This is a genomic window from Salmonella sp. A29-2, assembly GCF_020150755.1.
GTDB classification, from domain to species: domain Bacteria; phylum Pseudomonadota; class Gammaproteobacteria; order Enterobacterales; family Enterobacteriaceae; genus Salmonella; species Salmonella enterica.
This window is the reverse complement of the sequence record NZ_CP083731.1, coordinates 1,500,839-1,515,804: the sequence shown is the minus strand read 5'-3', so window position 1 is coordinate 1,515,804 and position 14,966 is coordinate 1,500,839. Positions and strand designations below refer to the sequence as shown.

Annotated in this window: 13 protein-coding genes; 1 reads left to right on the top strand and 12 read right to left on the bottom strand. The window is 53.4% G+C overall.

Going from position 1 to position 14,966, the window contains the following annotated elements; genetic code table 11:
• Positions 1 to 62 precede the first annotated feature (62 nt).
• From K8W53_RS07375 to K8W53_RS07365, 3 genes are all read right to left on the bottom strand, one after another.
• Complete coding sequence (locus K8W53_RS07375) at positions 63 to 1,166, bottom strand: alanine/ornithine racemase family PLP-dependent enzyme (protein WP_000281907.1); 1,104 nt, start codon at positions 1,164 to 1,166, stop codon at positions 63 to 65.
• Between the two features lies 1 nt (position 1,167).
• On the bottom strand, positions 1,168 to 2,589 hold the full coding sequence (locus K8W53_RS07370) for an APC family permease (protein WP_000072512.1): 1,422 nt from the start codon (positions 2,587 to 2,589) through the stop codon (positions 1,168 to 1,170).
• Between the two features lie 90 nt (positions 2,590 to 2,679).
• Positions 2,680 to 4,077: a diaminopimelate decarboxylase family protein gene (locus K8W53_RS07365; RefSeq protein ID WP_023223768.1), complete on the bottom strand. Its 1,398-nt coding sequence runs from the start codon at positions 4,075 to 4,077 to the stop codon at positions 2,680 to 2,682.
• Positions 4,078 to 4,287: 210 nt separating this feature from the next.
• Between K8W53_RS07365 and K8W53_RS07360 the strand changes: the two genes are divergently transcribed.
• Complete coding sequence (locus K8W53_RS07360; protein ID WP_000168923.1) at positions 4,288 to 5,715, top strand: sigma-54 interaction domain-containing protein; 1,428 nt, start codon at positions 4,288 to 4,290, stop codon at positions 5,713 to 5,715.
• A 35-nt stretch (positions 5,716 to 5,750) separates the two neighbouring features.
• Here the strand turns inward: K8W53_RS07360 and purF are convergent, their stop codons facing one another.
• The 9 genes from purF to pdxB all read right to left on the bottom strand — a co-directional run bounded on the left by purF (position 5,751) and on the right by pdxB (position 14,906).
• Positions 5,751 to 7,268: an amidophosphoribosyltransferase gene (gene purF / locus K8W53_RS07355; RefSeq protein ID WP_000334205.1), complete on the bottom strand. Its 1,518-nt coding sequence runs from the start codon at positions 7,266 to 7,268 to the stop codon at positions 5,751 to 5,753.
• A 37-nt stretch (positions 7,269 to 7,305) separates the two neighbouring features.
• Complete coding sequence (gene cvpA, locus K8W53_RS07350) at positions 7,306 to 7,794, bottom strand: colicin V production protein (protein ID WP_000262102.1); 489 nt, start codon at positions 7,792 to 7,794, stop codon at positions 7,306 to 7,308.
• 310 nt (positions 7,795 to 8,104) lie between these two features.
• Positions 8,105 to 8,779: a cell division protein DedD gene (dedD, locus tag K8W53_RS07345; protein WP_000157037.1), complete on the bottom strand. Its 675-nt coding sequence runs from the start codon at positions 8,777 to 8,779 to the stop codon at positions 8,105 to 8,107.
• Positions 8,769 to 10,037 carry a bifunctional tetrahydrofolate synthase/dihydrofolate synthase gene (gene folC, locus K8W53_RS07340; RefSeq protein WP_023223767.1) on the bottom strand — a complete coding sequence of 423 codons (1,269 nt, stop codon included), beginning with the start codon at positions 10,035 to 10,037 and terminating at the stop codon, positions 8,769 to 8,771. The genes dedD and folC overlap by 11 nt, the downstream gene beginning before the upstream one ends.
• Before the next feature lie 67 nt (positions 10,038 to 10,104).
• On the bottom strand, positions 10,105 to 11,019 hold the full coding sequence (gene accD, locus K8W53_RS07335) for an acetyl-CoA carboxylase, carboxyltransferase subunit beta (protein WP_000118383.1): 915 nt from the start codon (positions 11,017 to 11,019) through the stop codon (positions 10,105 to 10,107).
• Positions 11,020 to 11,168: 149 nt separating this feature from the next.
• Positions 11,169 to 11,828, bottom strand: a complete 660-nt coding sequence (locus K8W53_RS07330) for a DedA family protein (RefSeq protein ID WP_000364318.1) — start codon at positions 11,826 to 11,828, stop codon at positions 11,169 to 11,171.
• 48 nt (positions 11,829 to 11,876) lie between these two features.
• Positions 11,877 to 12,689 (bottom strand): tRNA pseudouridine(38-40) synthase TruA, encoded by an 813-nt coding sequence (gene truA / locus K8W53_RS07325; protein ID WP_000016631.1) that lies wholly within the window; start codon positions 12,687 to 12,689, stop codon positions 11,877 to 11,879.
• Complete coding sequence (locus K8W53_RS07320; protein ID WP_001634998.1) at positions 12,689 to 13,702, bottom strand: aspartate-semialdehyde dehydrogenase; 1,014 nt, start codon at positions 13,700 to 13,702, stop codon at positions 12,689 to 12,691. The genes truA and K8W53_RS07320 overlap by 1 nt, the downstream gene beginning before the upstream one ends.
• Positions 13,703 to 13,769: 67 nt before the next feature.
• Positions 13,770 to 14,906 carry a 4-phosphoerythronate dehydrogenase PdxB gene (gene pdxB, locus K8W53_RS07315; RefSeq protein ID WP_000699176.1) on the bottom strand — a complete coding sequence of 379 codons (1,137 nt, stop codon included), beginning with the start codon at positions 14,904 to 14,906 and terminating at the stop codon, positions 13,770 to 13,772.
• Positions 14,907 to 14,966 lie beyond the last annotated feature (60 nt).

Here is a 14,966-nt window from a genome sequence, read left to right as displayed (position 1 = left end):
GTTACTCCCTGTCTTTCGTGAGGTCAAAGATGCCGCCGCGACATAGCCGCGGCGGTTATGCGTTAACGCGTAAACCTCCAGGCGACGCCTTTGGTCTGGCAGGCCATTAACAGGCCCGTATAATCCAGCTCAAAGCGAACCACATCGCCTACTTTTAGCGACTGACGACAATCTTCAATATCCACCAGCGTATGATCGCTGGTTTGCCCTAAGATAGTGATAGCGTCGTCGCATGGCACACAGTTATCCGACGGCACATCCTGGCGACCAAACGCCAGCAATGCGCGTCGGCGTATGCCACGATCGACAAAGGTTTTACTTTGCAAAAAGGCATCGACGCCCAGCTCCCCAACCGGGACGGTCGGTTTACTGTTCAGTTCGATGATTTCCGCTTCCAGGATATACATATCGGAACAGGCTTTATCGACCGGTTTTGCGGAGTGGTGAAATTCATTCAGGTATTTCATGTCCACATATTCAATGCCGAATTCATGCAGTCCGCCGATGCGCAAATGATTCAGCCCCTGCGGCCAGATACCTTTATCCAGCAGGTGATAGCTGGTGCAGTTTCCCGCAGAAAGCCGCCGGACAGGAATACCGCTGTCGGCTTCCAGCCGGGCGGCCAGCGCCAGAAAATCCTCGCCATTTTTTACCGTTGGCAACACGGTGCCGTAACAATTAAAGTTGGTGCCCAGTCCATATAATTCCAGACCGGGCAGACCAGTAATCAGAGTCACGGTCTCAAGAATGCGTTGATATTCACCAAACCAGATACCCTCGCGTAAATCGCCCATATCCACCATCAGTAATACCTGATGCGTTTTCCCCTGGCGTTGGGCTTCTTGCGATAATGCCCGTAATACCACCGGCTCGCTATTTAAACTAATATCCGCGTAGCGCACCACATCTTCGATTTCACTCAGACACGGGCTGCGTAACAGGCAGGTCGTACATCCTGTCTCGCGTATTTTTTTCAAATTATAGGTTCGTGATTCAGCAATAACGGTAATTCCGCCGTTGAACACCGCCTGCGCGGTTTCCACGCAGCCGTCAAAAACTTTATTGACAGCCATCACGTCAATACCGCTACTTGCCAGCAGAGCTTTTTCCGTGCGGGCGTTTTCTTCCAGCTTGCGTAGATTTATTTCCAGAACTGGCATATACATTTTATTTTCCTCCCGCCATGCTTAAACGGGCATTACGTTTCTGCGCCCGATGGTAAATGTACTCCGCGACGACAACCGCCAGCACGGCTCCGCCAATAATTTTCCCGGCGTACTGGAAATATCCGCCCATATCAATTTGAGAAGGCGGAATAAATAACAGCGCAACGGCAAAGGCGATAGAAAGAAAGCCCAGCGCGGGTAAAATAGCCGGTAAAACCTTGCCCGGAATTTTAAAACTTCTTGGCGTATCCGGCTGAGTCTTACGTAAACGCCAGAACGCCGGGAACATCACCAGATAAGGAATAAAATAGGTGATGGTCGTTAGCGCCGTTAACATCCAGTAAGCCGCCGCAACGCTTGGCGAAATAAAAGTCGAAAAACACAGGACCGTGACAATAATCGCCTGTACAGTCAAGGCAAAGGCGGGCGTTTTCCACACCGGATGTAATTTGCCGATTCGGTCCCCCAGCAGATTATCTTCACGCGAGGCTTCCTGGAGCATATAAATCGGCCCCACCAGCCAGGAGTTAATCTGCCCGAGAGCGCCAAAAAACATACAGATGGCCATAACAGGAATTAACCACGGCATATGCAGCGTGTCCGCAGCAGCATGCATAGCCTGCATGACGCCTGCCACGATGTCGGTTTTCCCGGCGGGTAAAAGCGTGTTTAGCGCCCAGGTACCGACCATATAGATCCCAACGATAACGGCGGCGGAGACGGCCATCGCTCGCGGAAAATCACGCTGTGGATTACGGGTACGCCCGGCAATCATCGGGGCGACCTCCAGTCCGGCAAACGCAAACATCATGCTGGATAAGAAAACGATCGTATCCCAGTGTCCGAGATCCGGAATCCAGTTTTTCGCTGTAGTGTAGTCCGTCTGCATCTGGTGTCCGGTACATAGCCATACCACCGCCAGTAAAATGAGGATGGCGGAGGGAATAAATACGCCGCACCAGGCGCTGATGCTATTAATAATTTTTGTCCATTCCATCCCGCGGATATTCATCAGCGTTAATAGCCAGAAAATTACCGCGGAACCAATACCGATAAATGCTTTATTTTCCGCCAGGCCGCCGCCGATCATATAGCCCAACGCGGTAAAGCCGAATTGCAGCATTAATGGGAAAAACAGTACGCAGGAAAAGAGAAAACAAACCACGACAATCCATGCAATACGTTTACCAAATGCCTCTTTAATCCAGACAAATATCCCGCCATCTTTCGGCCAGCCGGTTGACAGCTCGCCGCATACCATCGCTAAAGGAAAAAACAAGCAGAATGCGGCTATCACCCATAACAACATGGCCGATGCCCCGTAAGGCGCCACGTTAGGGATTTGCCGCAAACTCAGAATAGCGATGACATTCATAAAGACAATGTCTTTGATGCCAAGTAAGCCAGAATTCGTGTTACTCATGGCCATCTCCTGTTATGCATTCAGGCATCACTGCCCTCTTCTTATCATCTGACGACGGGCTTCAGCATGAAACTGAAGCCCAAAACAGTATTAATAAATGTCGTACTTGACCATATCTTCGTAACTGTCTTCCCGACGAATCAGACGCGTCTCACCATTTTTATCGATCATCACCACCCCCGTGCGCGGACGGTTGTTATAAACGGTTTGACTTTCAATGGTGTATGCCCCGGCGTCAAGAAACGCGACAATATCGCCAGCATGAGTCTCCTTCGGCAGTAAAAACTCTTCGCCTTTCACTCCCATGTGGAAATAATCTCCGCCATCACACAGCGGCCCGGCTAATTTTATCCAGGCGTCGTGCGCTGCCGTCATGCGAGAGGCGTTATAGACATAAAAGAACCAGTCAAAATGCTGGCTGTCAGAGAGTACGCTGTAACCGGCGTCGACAAATTTCCATTCAACGTGGCATTCCACATTGCCGTTAAGATCGTAATTTGTTTTACGTTTTTCGCAGGAGACTTCCGTCAGTAAAACCGCCGCCGACCCGGTCACTTTACGTCCCGGTTCAATACATATTTCCACATCGGTACGCCATTTATGCACTTCGCGAATGACCGCATCGGCAAAATCCTGGGCGGTAATACCGGCATACATATTATCTTTTAACGGGTCGCCATTCTCGTCGTCATATTTATAGGGAACCGGAATTCCGCCGCCCACGTTGATCAAATCAAATTTAATACCGAGCACCTCTTCCAGGCGACGGGATTCATCCACCAGCACTTTAGTCGCTTTTGCGAAAGGCTCTGACTCCGGCACCTGATCGCCCACATGCATATGCAAGCCGCGCAAATGCACATAAGGCATCGCCAGAATGCGACGGCAGGTTTCTTCCGCCTGTTCCAGGTCGAGACCCGACTTCGCATGGAAAGCGGTAACCAGTTCCGCATGCGTCGCCGAGGGAACATTCGGCTCTACGCGGACGCAAACATTGGCGACTTTCTTCAGCTTGCGAGAGATGGCATCAATATGTTCCAGCTCATACAGGCTATCAACATTAATAAGATACAGATCGTTGGCGATGGCATATTCCAGATCGGCAGGCTTTTTCACCACGCCGTTGAAGACGATCTGATCGCCGCGAAAGCCTATCTCCAGACACTTGCGAACCTCATATTGTGAGTTTGCCTCCGCGCAAATTCCGGCGTCACGAATGGCTTTCAACACCCCCATGACCGAGCAGGTTTTTGACGCAAAGAAGGTTTTGGTATTTTTATGCGCCGCAAATGCCTGCTGGATTTCATGAATGTTACGAATAATCTCCGGCTCAGAAAACACATAGAACGGCGTGGGGTACTGGCGCGCCAGAGCGTCCAGATCGACCCCTTCAAAACACAAATGACCGTCTTTGTGCTGGAAACGGCGATCGCCGTTGATTACCTGCTCACGTAGCTGGTTGTAATTCTGCATAATCGAGTCAGTCATAACGCCCTCTGCTTAATGTTTATGGTAAAAATCCGCATTCTTTACAGGGATAAAGCAAAAGGCATGCCACTATTTTTTATCATAATAATCAATTGCTTATAAAAATAAGCTTTTTCTCATTTTCGTCATTGAGTTTGTTATTCATCACAACGACGAAAATTCGTCACTTTTATAATGACAACATGAACAATAGATATGAGGAATGCGTGTATGGCATCCACCAATCAGGAACTGGCCTCGGCGCTCAGGATGTTTTCCCGCTTTTTCGATTTGATTCATCAGCCGTTGGCCGTCATTAATGAGCGTGGTGAATACGTTTACTACAATCAGGAAAGCGCGGATCTGGACGGCTACAGTATTGAACGGGCAATGGGAAAACATATGCTGGATGTCTATCCGGGCATGAAAGAGACGCAAAGTACGATGCTTTCATCGTTAAAAAAAGGCGTGGAATACATTGGCCATTATCAAATTTATTACAATGCGCGAGGCCAGGCCGTTGACTATCAGCACACCACCGCGCCGCTCTATGCAAGCGATGGCGGCATGGTCGGCGTTATCGAAATCGGCAGGAATATGTCTGGCGTCAGGCGGCTCCAGGAGCAGGTGGTAGAACTGAACCAACTGCTGTATGCCGATCACCATGAGAAGCACCATGCCATTATTACCGAAAACCCGGAAATGCTCAGTAATATCGCCAAAGCCAAACGGCTGGCCGCCAGTAATATTCCGGTGACGATTGTCGGGGAGACGGGTACGGGTAAGGAGCTATTTTCCCGCCTGATACATCAATGCAGCAAGCGGGCGAATAAACCCTTCATCGCCCTGAACTGCGGCGCTCTACCGCCTACGCTTATCGAAAGTACGCTTTTCGGCACCGTGCGCGGCGCCTATACCGGCGCGGAAAATAGCCAGGGCTATCTGGAGTTGGCAAACGGGGGAACGCTCTTTCTTGATGAGCTGAACGCCATGCCGATAGAAATGCAAAGTAAGCTGCTGCGATTCTTGCAGGATAAAACCTTCTGGCGGCTCGGCGGACAACAGCAACTCCACTCTGATGTCAGGATCGTTGCCGCCATGAACGAAGCGCCCGTCAAATTAATTCAACAAGAACGCCTGCGGGCGGATCTTTTTTATCGGTTGAGCGTCGGAATGTTGACGTTACCGCCGCTGCGCGCCCGCCCGGAAGATATTCCCTTACTGGCGAATTATTTTATTGATAAATACCGTAATGATGTGCCGCAGGACATTCACGGACTAAGCGAGACGGCGCGTGCTGATCTGCTCAATCACGCCTGGCCGGGTAATGTCAGGATGCTGGAAAACGCGATTGTACGCAGCATGATCATGCAGGAAAAAGACGGGCTGCTGAAACACATCATTTTTGAACAGGACGAGTTAAATTTAGGCGTACCGGAAACCGCGCCGGAAAATCCCCTTCCCTCGTCACCCGATCCGCAGTATGAAGGGTCGCTGGAGGCACGGGTTGCCAACTACGAAAGGCATTTAATAGAAACCGCGCTGGATACGCATCAGGGGAATATTGCCGCCGCGGCCCGCAGCCTTAACGTATCGCGCACCACGTTACAGTACAAAGTACAAAAATACGCTATTCGCTTCGGCGTGGTGCGTAATTGACATCGGCCAGCGGCATCGCGCCGCTGGCAAAGCCATTAGCCTTCGTTATGCATTTCCAGGTTTTCCATTTCGTTCTGGAACAGCACCGCTTTGGCGTCGTCATTACGTAATGAATCCAGGAAGTCGAGGTATTGCTGGTCTACGTCTTTGGTGACATATACCCCGTTAAATACCGAACATTCAAACTGCTGGATATCCGGGTTTTCCGCGCGTACGGCTTCGATCAGATCGTTCAGATCCTGGAAGATAAGCCCGTCTGCGCCGATGATCTGACGAATCTCATCCACCTCGCGACCATGCGCGATCAGCTCATTGGCGGTCGGCATATCAATGCCATAGACGTTGGGGAAACGAATTTCCGGCGCGGCGGACGCCAGATAAACCTTCTTCGCGCCGGCTTCCCGGGCCATCTCGATGATCTGCTCTGATGTGGTGCCACGCACGATGGAATCATCCACCAGCAGGACGTTCTTATCGCGGAATTCCGCACGATTAGCATTGAGCTTACGGCGCACGGATTTACGGCGTAGCTGTTGACCCGGCATGATAAAGGTACGTCCCACGTAACGATTTTTGACAAATCCCTGGCGGTACGGCTTGCCGAGAATACGGGCAATTTCCAGGGCGATATCGCAGGAGGTTTCCGGGATAGGGATCACGACGTCGATGTCCAGATCTTCCCATTCACGAGCGATTTTTTCGCCAAGTTTGGTGCCCATATTCACACGAGCGCTGTAGACGGAGATTTTGTCGATAAAGGAGTCCGGGCGAGCAAAATAAACGTACTCGAACAGACAGGGGTTACTGACCGGATTATCCGCGCACTGGCGCGTGAACAGTTGCCCCTTTTCGGTAATATAGATAGCTTCGCCCGGCGCGACATCGCGCAGGAATTCAAAGCCCAGCGTATCCAGCGCCACGCTTTCAGAAGCGACCATATACTCCGTACGACCATCGCCAACGTCACGCTTGCCCAGCACTAACGGGCGAATGCCGTGCGGATCGCGAAAAGCCACCATGCCGTGGCCGATAATCATCGCCACGCAGGCATAGGCGCCGCGGATTTGACGGTTAGTCGCGGCAATCGCGGCAAAAATATTGTCGGCTTCCAGCGGATAGTGACGGAAGTTGTCGAGCTCGCTGGCGAAAATATTGAGCAGGATTTCGGAATCGGAGGTGGTGTTGATATGACGGCGCTTTTCTTCAAACAGCTTTTTACGTAGCTCGTGCGCGTTAGTCAGGTTGCCATTATGGGCCAACGTGATGCCATACGGCGAGTTAACATAAAAAGGTTGCGCTTCGGAAGCGCTGGAGCTGCCTGCGGTAGGGTAGCGCACATGGCCGATCCCCATGTTGCCCTGCAAACGCTGCATGTGGCGAGCTTCAAAAATATCGTTCACCAGCCCGTTTGCCTTACGCAAGCGGAAGCAGTTATTCGCATCAATGGTGATGATACCGGCAGCATCCTGACCACGATGCTGGAGCACTGTTAACGCGTCATAAATCGACTGGTTGACCGGCATAACACCGGCGATACCGACAATACCGCACATACGTCATTTTCCTCGTTAAGCCACATCTCAGAACCTGTTACGTCCTGGGCAAGAAACTCGACGAGCTTTGCAGATAGTCAAAGAACCATCTGATGATGAAGCTGAACTGCGGGATGAGCTGCGATTTGCTCCAGTCTTCGCTTTTCGACAAGCCGGTAAAGGTATCAAGGAAGAACAGAATGGCGGCGACAATCAGCGCGCCTCGCAGTGCGCCGAAACAGATCCCCAACACCCGGTCAGTTCCCGACAGGCCGGTCTTTTCTACTAGCTGACCTATCACAAAATTCACGATAGCGCCGACGATAAGCGTCGCGATAAACAGTACCGCGATAGCAATCCCATTACGAACCAGTTCGTCTTCAAAGCCCGTAAACCAGACAGACAGGTAAGTGTAGTAGTGACTGGCGACAAAGAAAGCACAACCCCACGTCACCAGCGATAACGCTTCACGAACAAAGCCGCGGATCAGGCTAACCAGACAGGAAAAAGCAATCACCGCGATAATGGCGTAATCAATCCAGACCATAGATGTCCCACGATTTTACGCCCTGTCGTCCTGTTCGGGGCGCATTCTAACAGAAAAAGAAAACGTTTGCGTAGGGATTTCCTTCCCACGCGTAAATAAAAATGGCGCTGAAAAAATATTCAACGCCATCACACTTTTTATCTCTTCGGGCACGACCAGAAGAGCTGCCATCGGCCTGATAAGCGCAGGATACCAGGTTTATTCCTTCTGCCGGATGACGGCGTAAACGCCTTATCCAGCCTACAGAACTTCGGCTATTACCAGGTGAACACCGTAGGCCTTAACGCTGCGCGCTCAGGCAAAACGCGCCTTAGTTCGGGCTATATCCCATCACCACGCCGCTTAACCCGGAAATCTGCTTGAGCTCGCCAAGCGATCCTTTCATCTTATCTTTCGACGCATCCGGCCCGACGAGAATACGGGTTATTTTACCCTGTACCGGCGTTGAGGGGGAAGTATAAACCCGGAACCCGGCGGAACGAAGCTTGCCGACTATCTCGTTGACTTTATCCGCGTTTTTCAGCGCGCCCAACTGTACGACATAGGCTTTGCCGGTCGGCGCAGGTTTATCGTCGGCGACTGGTTGCGGCGCGGGCGTCGGCGTGGAAGCGGCGACAACCGGCTGTTGCGGTTTAGGCTGCGGCTTCGGCTTTTCAACCGGCTTCGGTTTAGGCGTCTCCACCGGTATCGGATCAAGCTCGACATTGTTAGACGCCATGCGCGACGGGTCCAGAGACGGCGCTGCCGCATCTCCCGCCCGTACCTCTTCAGCCGCCCCTTCCGGCGGCTGTGTCGGCAGCGCCTGCGTTGCGGCAGGCATCATATCCGGCTCATCGCGGTCGCCAGGCTTCGGTACCAGTGGAATCGCAGCAAATTCATCCTGATAATGCTTTTTCTGTCCGTCCAGCAGACCGGGAAGCACAATAACCCCCAGCGCGACTAACACAATCGTGCCGACTAAACGATTCTGAAACTTACTCGCCACCGATTCTCCCCGCGTCTATCACTTCCATAACATGTGCGACGGTGTGGAACGATCCGCACACCAGCACGGTATCTTCTGGCTGCGCCGCGTCGATAGCGGCCTGCCATGCCTGCGCGACGCTATCATAGACATTCCCTTTCCCCAGATGTTCCAGAAGTTGTTCCGCCGTCGCGCCGCGCGGCCCCTCTAACGGAGCACAATACCAGTCGTCAACCACGCTTTTCAACCAGGCTAACGTGCCGGCGATATCTTTATCATGCAGCATACCAATCACCGCAAGCACGCGCCCGCGTTTCGGCAACATTTTCAGACGACCCGTCAGGTATTCCGCCGCGTGGGGATTATGGGCGACATCAAAGATAACGCGCGGCGACTCACTCACGATTTGAAAACGTCCCGGCAAGGTAGCCTGCGCAATACCGTCGCGAATCGCCTGCTCGTCAATGTTCAACCTGCTGGCGCGCAGCGCGGCCAGAGCGGTGGCGGCATTCGGCTGAGGAACCTGCGGCAACGGCAGTCCGGCAAGCGTGCCGTCGCCATCGGTAAACGCCCACTGGGTCGCTGTCACCTCATAACGCCAGTCAACGCCGCGACGCAGCAACAGCGCGCCGGTCTCCTGCGCGACATCCGCGATAGTTGCCGGCATTTCCGGTTCGCCGACGATAGCGGGTTTTTCCGCACGAAAAATCCCGGCCTTCTCGCGGCCGATACTTTCGCGATCCGGCCCCAGCCAGTCAGTATGGTCAAGCGCGATGCTGGTAATTACCGCTACATCGGCATCCACAATGTTTGTGGCGTCCAGGCGCCCGCCCAACCCGACCTCCAGAATCACCACGTCAAGGTTAGCCTGTTTAAACAGCCACAATGCCGACAACGTGCCATATTCAAAATAGGTCAATGAAATATCGCCGCGCGCCGCTTCTATTTCCGCAAAGGACGCGGTATGCGCGGATTCCGCTAATTCTTTCCCCTGCACGCGCACGCGCTCGGTGTAACGTACCAGATGAGGCGAACTATAGACGCCCACACGGTATCCCGCCGCGATTAACACCGACTCCAGCGTGCGACAGGTCGTACCTTTGCCGTTGGTTCCCGCAACGGTAAAAACGAACGGCGCAGGCTTGAGGATGTCCAGACGCGCTGCCACCTGGCTTACGCGCTCAAGGCCTAAATCGATACTCTTGCTGTGCAGGTTTTCCAGATAAGAAAGCCACGAGGCCAGGGGCGACGCAGCTTGAGGTATAGATTTGTTTTTCATTGATTCCGCTGCTTCTTTACGGTGAAAAGCAAAAGGGCAGAGCCTGCGGCCCTGCCCTTTTCAGTTATCAGGCCTCAGACTCCTGATCCGGCGCCGGAGGCACCACCACGCCTTCACGCGGGGCGTCCGGGTTCGGCGCGGGCAGATTCATCAGCTTCGCCAGAATGCTCGCCAGCTTCAGGCGCATTTCCGGGCGGCGGACTATCATATCAATAGCGCCTTTTTCGATCAGGAACTCACTGCGCTGGAATCCTGGCGGGAGCTTCTCACGAACGGTCTGTTCGATAACGCGCGGGCCGGCGAAGCCAATCAGGGCTTTTGGCTCGGCGATGTTGAGATCGCCCAGCATCGCAAAACTGGCGGAAACGCCGCCCATTGTCGGATCGGTCAATACCGAGATGTAGGGCAGACCACGTTCCTGCATTTTCGCCAGCGCCGCCGAGGTTTTCGCCATCTGCATCAGAGACATCAGCGCTTCTTGCATACGCGCGCCGCCGGAAGCAGAGAAACACACTAACGGACAGTTGTCTTCCAGCGCCTGTTCAACGGCGCGAACGAAGCGTGCGCCAACGACAGACCCCATTGAGCCGCCCATGAACGCGAATTCAAACGCGGCGGCGACAACCGGCATACCGTGAAGCGTCCCTTTCATGACCACCAGCGCGTCTTTCTCGCCGGTTTCTTTCTGCGCGGACGCCAGTCTGTCTTTATATTTTTTGGAGTCGCGGAACTTGAGCACGTCTTTCGGCTCCAGCTCGCTACCCAACTCCACAAGGGAACCTTCATCTAATAGGCTATGCAGGCGATTGCGCGCCGACATGCGCATATGATGGTCACACTTAGGACAGACCTCAAGATTACGTTCCAGCTCAGCGCGGTATAAAACCTGACCGCAGCTATCACACTTGGTCCACACCCCTTCAGGAATGCTTGCCTTGCGGGTGGGAGTAATGTTGCTTTTAATTCGTTCAATCCAGCTCATTGGTGACCTTTCTGCCTGAACCTTAGTCAGCTTTATTATAAGGGGCGCATAATGCCATTTTTGCCCCCAACAGACCATGAATGTTGCACATTAAAACATAACAGCCCGAAACTTTGGATAAAAAAGTGGTCGAACCGCTGAGTTACTTTCTATTTTGCGGCACGCGACGCAGCGCGCTTATGCCGGACAATCTCAATGACGCCAGGTAATATCGAAACCACGATAATCCCCACAATCAGCAGCTTAAGGTTATCCTGAATCAACGGTATCGTACCGAAGAAATAACCGGCGTAGGTAAAGAGCAGCACCCACAGCAGCGCGCCGATGACGTTATAGGCGGCAAAATGCCGATAGGACATGTGCCCCATCCCTGCCACAAACGGCGCAAAGGTTCTGACGATCGGCACGAAGCGAGCGAGAATGATAGTTTTACCGCCGTGTTTTTCATAAAACTGGTGGGTCTTATCCAGATAACTGCGGCGGAAAATTTTCGAATTCGGATTACTGAACAGTTTTTCGCCGAACAGTCGACCAATCGTGTAATTTACCGCATCGCCGACAATTGCGGCGATCAGCATTAACGCCACCATGACATGCACATTGAGATCGTTGGTTTCCAGCGAAGCCAGCGCCCCGGCGACAAACAGCAGCGAGTCGCCCGGCAGGAACGGCGTGACGACCAGGCCGGTTTCACAAAACAGAATCAAAAACAAAATAGCGTACACCCAGACGCCGTACTCCGCGACCAGCTCCGCCAGATGCACATCGATGTGCAGAATAAAATCAATAATAAAGTAGATCAGGTCCATATTTGTCTTTGCCTTTCTACCCGACACGTTTCGGGTGTACGATTCGGATTAGTCCGCCAGAAATAGCGGGCCCATTGGCGGTTTTGGAAGGTCAAACCGGTCAGGGTAATCCACCGCAACCAAATATAGCCCTTCCGCCTTCGCCGTTGCCGCCGCCAGCGTTCTGTCCCTGGCCGCTAACAGCTCTGCGATCCAGCTCTCCGGCTGGTTGTGAGCGCCTACTTCCAGCAGGCTGCCGACAATATTCCTGACCATATGATGAACAAAGGCATTCGCTTTGATATCGACCACCACATAAGGGCCGTGGCGAGTAACGTTGATGTGCATCACATTACGCCACGGCGTGCGCGACTGGCACTGCACTGCGCGAAACGAGGTAAAATCATTTTCACCAAGCAGACACTGCGCCGCGCGATGCATCCGCTCTGCATCCAGCGGCTCATAGTAATGCGTCACGCCTTTTGCTAACACCGCAGGACGCAGTCGATGATTGTAGATGATATAGCGATAACGGCGAGCCGTAGCGCTAAATCGCGCGTGAAAATCATCCGGTACAGTTTTCACCCAGCGCACGGCAATGTCACCAGGCAAATTCGCATTTACCCCCAGCGTCCATGCCGCATCTTTGCGCAATGCGGTCGTTTCGAAATGGACAACCTGCCCGGTGCCGTGAACGCCGGCATCGGTGCGCCCGGCGCAGAACACGTTAATAGGTTCATTTGCCACCTGCGAGAGCGCTTTTTCCAGCTTTTCCTGCACGCTGCGCACTTCATTCTGACGCTGCCAGCCATAATACTTGCTGCCGTCGTACTCAATACCCAGCGCAATTTTATAGACCGGCGATGATTGCTGTCCGGACATCAGTACAGATACTCCTGCACCAGCTTCTCCGCAATTTTAACGGCCATCAGCGCGCCGCCGAAACGCACGTTGTCCGCCACTGACCAGAACTGAATTTGTTCCGGCATACCGTAATCATTATGCACACAGCCAATAGAAAGCTGTGGATTGCCGGAAGCGTCGCCCACCTGCGTCGGGTAATCCGTCTCTTCTGATAGTACGATATCTTCACCGCGGGAAAACGCCTCGCGCGCCTCTTCCGCCGCCAGCGGACGGAGCGCTTCAAAGCTCACCATCTGCGCATGGCCATAGAACACCGGCGACTGCACGACACTGGCGGAGATCATCACGCCATCGTCCTGCAAAATTTTACGCACTTCATCGACGATACGACGTTCCTGGCGCACGCTGCCTTCACGATCCGGCAGCAGCGGCAGCATATTGAACGCCAACTGGCGGCCAAAGAAATCATCTTCATCAATCGGTATGCCGTTAAGCAGCTTCGCACTCTGTCCGGCCAGCGCATCGACCGCTTTTTTCCCCTGCGCGGACGCTGATAACATACTGGTGACGGCGATGCGCGACAGTCCCCCCTGATCGATTAACGGCTTGAGCGCCGCCAGCAGTTGACTGGTCAGACTATCGGCGACCGCAATCACGTTACGGTTACGGTAATCCGCCAGTACATACGGGTTAACTTCCGGCACGACCAGCGGCACATCAGGCTCCAGCGCGAACAGACCGCTGGAATCTATCACCAGGCAGCCTGCATTGGTCGCGTCGTCTATCCAGGCAGCCGATGCCTCTGCGCCGGCAACGAAAAACGCCAACTGCGCCTGCGTCCAGTCAAAGTCCGCCGCATCCTGGACAATGACCGACTTGCCACTAAAACGGAGGTGCTCGCCCGCGCTTTCATGACGCGCCAACGCATAAATTTCACCGACCGGGAACTGGCGTTCAGCCAGTGTTTCAAGCAGGGCTTCGCCTACGGCGCCCGTTGCGCCCAGAATGGCAATGTTCCAGCCTTCAGACATGGTGATTTACTCCAGAAATACATAAGCGTCCCTGTCGCATTATTCGACAGGGAGCATTAAGAAGACATTAATGTGCCGGGTGATGAACAGCGTTAAAACCTAGCTTACACAGCAAGGCGGCTGCCGTTTCGTCGTCACACATCACGTATAAAGACGACCATTCACGGCGCTCAAGATAATTTTTACGCAATTTATCAAATTCACCCGGAATTCCAGCGACTTTACGCAGTGGCGCATCGTCGCGGCGCACATCATACACCAAATGCGCCAGTCTTTTCAGCGTCGGTTGATCCAGCGGGCCGTGAAGCGTAATACGACCAAACTCAGGCGCAGGCAGTAATGTCTCCAGCGCGACATGCTGCTCGCGACCGATAAACGCGCTATACGCCTCAAAGACCTGGGTGGTGCCGCGCGCTTTGCCTTCCAGCGTATAGCCGGCAATATGCGACGTGCCGATATCCACGGCTTCCAGTAGCGCGACGTTAAGATCCGGTTCGCCCTCCCACACATCAAGCACCACGCTCAGCGGCTGCCCGGCATTAAGTCGCGCCAACAACGCGGCGTTATCCACCACCGGACCGCGGCAGGCGTTAATGAGAATGGCGCCGGGTTTCAGTCGACGGATCAGCGTCTCATCGGCCAGATGCAGCGTTTTGTACGGTCCGTCTTTATAAAGCGGCGTATGGAAAGTCAGGACATCCGCTTCCTGCACCAGCTCATCCAGCGTACGAAAATCACCCTCGTCCCCGCGTGCGGCGCGTGGCGGATCGCACAGCAACGTGCGGATACCCAACGCTTCAAGCCTGGTCTGTAGCCGGCTTCCGACGTTACCCACGCCGACAATCCCTATAGTGCGATCGCGTAACGAAAAGCCGTCACGTTCGGCCAGCATCAACAGCGCGGAAAACACATACTCCACCACGGCGATAGCATTACAGCCGGGCGCGGCTGAAAAACCGATGCCCGCCTGCTTCAGCCATGCCTCATCCACATGATCGGTGCCTGCCGTAGCAGTACCAACGAAGTTAATCGGCGTGCCGCTCAGCAGCGATTCATTCACTTTCGTGACCGAACGCACCATTAACGCATCGGCATGGTTCAATTCTTCAACGGGGATCGGGCGACCCGGCACTGCCTTTACCTCACCCAGGCGGCTAAATAATTCGCGGGCGTAAGGCATATTTTCATCAACGAGAATTTTCACGACTGTCGTACCTGTTTGAGAACGAGAGTTAACCGGACAAGTGTGCCATAATCTGGCCGC

What these genes read in the sequence shown, in the direction of transcription:
- K8W53_RS07375 (WP_000281907.1), bottom strand. Translation starts at nt 1,166, where the DNA reads ATGTATATGCCAGTTCTGGAAATAAATCTACGCAAGCTGGAAGAAAAC.
- K8W53_RS07370 (WP_000072512.1), bottom strand. Translation starts at nt 2,589, where the DNA reads ATGAGTAACACGAATTCTGGCTTACTTGGCATCAAAGACATTGTCTTT.
- K8W53_RS07365 (WP_023223768.1), bottom strand. Translation starts at nt 4,077, where the DNA reads ATGACTGACTCGATTATGCAGAATTACAACCAGCTACGTGAGCAGGTA.
- K8W53_RS07360 (WP_000168923.1), top strand. Translation starts at nt 4,288, where the DNA reads ATGGCATCCACCAATCAGGAACTGGCCTCGGCGCTCAGGATGTTTTCC.
- purF (WP_000334205.1), bottom strand. Translation starts at nt 7,268, where the DNA reads ATGTGCGGTATTGTCGGTATCGCCGGTGTTATGCCGGTCAACCAGTCG.
- cvpA (WP_000262102.1), bottom strand. Translation starts at nt 7,794, where the DNA reads ATGGTCTGGATTGATTACGCCATTATCGCGGTGATTGCTTTTTCCTGT.
- folC (WP_023223767.1), bottom strand. Translation starts at nt 10,037, where the DNA reads ATGAAAAACAAATCTATACCTCAAGCTGCGTCGCCCCTGGCCTCGTGG.
- accD (WP_000118383.1), bottom strand. Translation starts at nt 11,019, where the DNA reads ATGAGCTGGATTGAACGAATTAAAAGCAACATTACTCCCACCCGCAAG.
- K8W53_RS07330 (WP_000364318.1), bottom strand. Translation starts at nt 11,828, where the DNA reads ATGGACCTGATCTACTTTATTATTGATTTTATTCTGCACATCGATGTG.
- truA (WP_000016631.1), bottom strand. Translation starts at nt 12,689, where the DNA reads ATGTCCGGACAGCAATCATCGCCGGTCTATAAAATTGCGCTGGGTATT.
- K8W53_RS07320 (WP_001634998.1), bottom strand. Translation starts at nt 13,702, where the DNA reads ATGTCTGAAGGCTGGAACATTGCCATTCTGGGCGCAACGGGCGCCGTA.